Below are 4497 nucleotides of genomic sequence, written 5' to 3'. Positions count from 1 at the left end.
GTTGTTGGAGCTTCAGTTGTTGTTGGAGCTTCAGTTGTTGTAGTGTAAGTGTTTGTGAACTTACGAGTTGAATCTGCTTCTTTAACAGTTGCAACTAGTTTACCTTCGCCATTATCTACTACTAAGACATGGATTGTATAACTTTCAGTTGAGTATGTAACTCCTTCTTCTGAACCAGCTTTTTCTGTCAACACGTATTCGTGCTCGCCTGCTTCAGTGTATGAAAGTTTGAAGGCTACTTCGTTTGTTGCAACTTCAACACCCTCAACTTGTTTACCATTTGATGATGTTGCGATGACGTTTCCGCCTTCACTCAATTCAAACTCAAATTGTTCTTTAGCAAGTTCTTTACCAACTAATTCTTTAGTTGCTTTGATAACTGCTTCTGTTGGTGATACTTTATAAGTATTTGTAAACTTACGAGTTGAATCTTCTTCTGTTACAGTAGCAACTAGTTTACCTTCTCCATTATCTACTACTGAGACATGGATTGTGTAGCTTTCTTTAGAGTATGTGACTCCTGCTGCTGAACCAGCTTTTTCTGTCAACACGTACTCGTGCTCGCCTGCTTCAGTGTATGAAAGTTTGAAGGCTACTTCGTTTGTTGCAACTTCAACACCCTCAACTTCTTTACCATTTGATGATGTTGCGATGACATTTCCGCCTTCACTCAATTCAAACTCAAATTGTTCTTTAGCAAGTTCTTTACCAACTAATTCTTTAGTTGCTTTGATAACTGCTTCTGTTGGTGATACTTTATATTTGTTTGTAAACTTACGAGTTGAATCTGCTTCCTTAACAGTCGCAACTAGTTTGCCTTCACCGTTATCTGCTACTGAGACATGGATTATGTGGCTTTCAGTTGAGTATTCAACTCCTGCTACTGATCCGGCTTTTTCTGTCAACACGTATTCGTGCTCGCCTGCTTCAGTGTATGAAAGTTTGAAGGCTACTTCGTTTGTTGCAACTTCAACACCCTCAACTTCTTTACCGTTTGATGATGTTGCGATGACATTTCCGCCTTCGCTCAATTCAAACTCAAATTGTTCTTTAGCAAGTTCTTTACCAACTAATTCTTTAGTTGCTTTGATAACAGCTTCTGCTGGAGTTGCTTTATATGTGTTTGTAAACTTACGAGCTTCATCTGCTTCTGTAACAGTAGCTACGAGTTTACCTTCACCGTTATCTACAACTTTAACATGAACTGTATAGCTTTCTTTAGAGTATGTAACTCCTGCTACTGAACCAGCTTTTTCTGTAATGACATATTCGTGCTCTCCAGCTTCAGTGTAAAGAACTGAGAAGACTACTTCATTTGTTGCAGCTTCAACACCATTGACTGTCTTACCATTTGAAGACGTTGCAATGACTTGACCACCTTCGCTCAATTCAAACTCAAATTGTTCGTTAGCAAGTTCTTTACCAACCAATTCTTTAGTTGCTTTGAATGTCGCACGAGCTGGTGATGGCTCATATGTGTTTGTTAAAGTTGGTGCTTGAGTTGTAACCTCAGCTTTAAGTGTTCCACCTTCAGCTTTAACAACCACTGTTACTTCGTATGAGTTTTCATCAAATGTGATTCCTGGAACTTTAGTTTCAGTATTTTCTTTGATGACATAGTTGTAGGTACCAGGACCTTTAGCTTTCAAACCTTCAAATGTGATGCTTCCATCTGCTTTGTTTGTTGTTGAAGCAATTGGAGTAGTCAAGTTGTTTGCATTGTACAAATCAAACTTGAACTCACCATCTTTCAAGGCTACTGGACGATTTCCAGCAATTACTTTCTTAGCAGTAATTGAGAAATCAGCTGCGATTGGTTCGTCTTTAAGGTTAATCTTAGAACCTTCAGTTCCAAGAACTACCTTGTATTCTGTTTCATCAAGATTATATCCAGCAGGAGCTGTTTTTTCTTTGATGATGAATGTCTTACCGACATATTTTTGATCAAACTCATCAGAGATTGCCTCACCTTTTTCATTTGTAGTCAATTCTGTAGAGATAGTTCCGTCTTCTGAATTCACTGTATAAACAGCGCCTGCAACTGGAACCAATGTGAAGGCATTTGTCTTGTTGATCTTAATCTTGAAGGCTGTAGAAGCTTCGATTTGTCCTTTTACAAGAGATACACGTTCAACCGTGAAATCTAATTTTGCACGATTACTACGTTGAGTAAGTGCAGTTCCATCTGCTGTAGTCAACTGGATAACGTTTTGAACTTTGCTACCATCACCTGGTGTTGTTGTATGGTATTCTACCCAGTATGATTTAGAACCATCTGCAAAGATAAGTTTGAACTGAGTATAGTTCTCATTCCAAGCTACAGTATAGTCAGTACCTTCTACCATCTTCTTAGCATCTGATGGGACTTGAGAAGTACCATCGTTCAATGTTGCAGAAGAATAAACTACCAATGATTCTGGAATATATTGAATAGCAGAAAACTCAGCTGTATTTGGAAGGAAGTCATTAAGAACTAGGTTTTTACCATAGTCTTGTCTTCCTGTATTGACACGGATTCTCCATGGAGAATAAATATCACCTTTTCCAACTGAACCGATAGCTGCTAACTTTTCTGAAGTCCATTCTTTACTTACTACATCGTTACCAACCTTAGCATAGTTTTCGAAACCTTCTTGCTTGCTGTCAACTGTCTTAGATGTAAAGGTATGTGTGATTGTTTTACTAACACCCTTGTTTTCAAAAGTTAGTGGTGTTGCTGTTTGGTCACTCTTGAACAAGAAAGTAATTGCATAATTTCCTTTTACGCCTTTAACGATATCCCCGCCTGTTTTAGCTTGGAACTCATCAAGGTTCTTCAAAGTAACACGTGCCTTACCACCTTGGTTATCACCATTAGCAGTAACAACTACTGTACCGATATTAACTTTTGTTTCTTTATCGTACAATTCAGTAGTCCCGTTATATACGGTTACTGGTGTAGGAATATCTACATCAAAGTAATCGCCATTGGTCAATTTTCCATCATATTGCTTGAGGTCAAATTGAACAAAGAACTGATTTGTACGATTGGTAATAATCTGATAAGTACCGTCACTATTCGGCTCCAATTTTGAATCCGACATGTTGAGGACACTTATATCAGTTACTACACCCGTTAGCTCTTTTCCATCTGCATAAGCGACATTGGTCGATAAGAACAATACGCTCAAGAAGGTCAGAACTGATACAAAAAATATTAATAACGGCTTTTTCTTAGACTTTTTCACCATTAAATATTTCCTTCTTTCCCTATTTTTTTAAATATATTGAATTATTGACTAACTCACCATCATAGTACTATAATATAATCTAAAAGTCAATAAAATCGAGGCTCAGAAGCCTCATTTTTAATAAATTACAAGTATAATTATTTTATTTCTTTACAATTATAAGTTTTAGAATCATAATGTACGTTTTTATTATAATTTTATTTTTTCATATATATTAATTTTCATAAAGTTACAAAAACCATTCGAAAATTTTTGAATGGTTTTCATTTATACGAGAACTATTTTTTCAACAAGCTAAGTGCTCCAGCATCCGCAATAATAGTTACATCTGGATGGTTCTGCAAACTACTTGCTGGAAGACTTTCAGTAACTGGACCTTCAACAGTTCCAGCGATGGCTTCTGCCTTAGATTCACCATAAGCAAAGAGAAGAATAGATTTTGCATCTAGAATATTTTTGATTCCCATTGAGATAGCTTGTGTTGGTACATCTTCAATCTTATCAAAGAAGCGAGCATTTGCTTCAATAGTAGACTGATCAAGATCTACAAGGTGGGTTTGACTATCAAATGGAGTTCCTGGCTCATTAAAGCCAATGTGACCATTTCGACCAATTCCCAAGATTTGTAAATCTACTGGATGATCTGCAAGAATTTGATTATAACGTTCTACTTCTTCTTCTGCATTATCTTTTACACCACGCGGTAAAAAGCTTTCTTTGAATGGCTTTTTATTGAATAGATTTTCTTGCATAAAGTAACGATAAGATTGTGGGTTATCTCCATCAAGTCCTACATATTCGTCCAAGTTAACACTTGTAAGATTTGAAAAATCAAGGTCACTCTTAACGATTTCTCCATAAAACTCAAGTGGACTGCTACCTGTCGCAAGTCCTAATGTTTGAGCACCGTTTGCTAGCTTTTCTTTTAAAATTTCAAAAGCTACTTTTCCACCTTCTTCAGGATTTTTTACTTGAATAACTTTCATAATTGTTCCTCCATATTTCTTTATTTCATTATATGGTATAGACCAATTTTTGTCAAGTGTAAACGGTTTAATATTTTAAGTTTTATAGGATAAAGTTAAGTAAAAAAAGAAGACTAAACTAGTCTTCTCTTTTTAAACTGTCAGAATGAATTAGTCTTCTTTTTTCTTTCTTGACAAAGCATAACCGGCAGTAGCTAAACCAATAAGTGCTGAATAAGTCATGAATGATTGTTCAACTGAACCAGTATTTGGCAATGATTTCTTAGATGATTCTGGTTTTG

3 protein-coding genes are annotated in these 4497 nt (G+C 36.2%); all 3 read right to left on the bottom strand.

Annotation, left to right across the window (positions count from 1 at the left end; genetic code table 11):
• Positions 1-3230 (bottom strand): Spy0128 family protein (locus NML75_RS08770; RefSeq protein ID WP_254804382.1); only part of this gene is annotated, 3230 nt, incomplete at its 3' end.
• Positions 3231-3508: 278 nt separating this feature from the next.
• A complete protein-coding gene (locus tag NML75_RS08765; RefSeq protein ID WP_004252523.1) occupies positions 3509-4216 on the bottom strand; it encodes a glucosamine-6-phosphate deaminase in 708 nt (235 codons plus the stop codon).
• A gap of 150 nt (positions 4217-4366) precedes the next feature.
• Positions 4367-4497 (bottom strand): LPXTG cell wall anchor domain-containing protein (locus tag NML75_RS08825; RefSeq protein ID WP_302851168.1); only part of this gene is annotated, 131 nt, incomplete at its 5' end.

The organism is Streptococcus sp. CF4-3 (assembly GCF_024295385.1).
GTDB classification, from domain to species: domain Bacteria; phylum Bacillota; class Bacilli; order Lactobacillales; family Streptococcaceae; genus Streptococcus; species Streptococcus infantis_I.
The sequence above is the reverse complement of the archived record's forward strand: the minus strand, read 5'-3'. Positions and strand labels throughout refer to the sequence as shown.

What these genes read in the sequence shown, in the direction of transcription:
- NML75_RS08765 (WP_004252523.1), bottom strand. Translation starts at nt 4,216, where the DNA reads ATGAAAGTTATTCAAGTAAAAAATCCTGAAGAAGGTGGAAAAGTAGCT.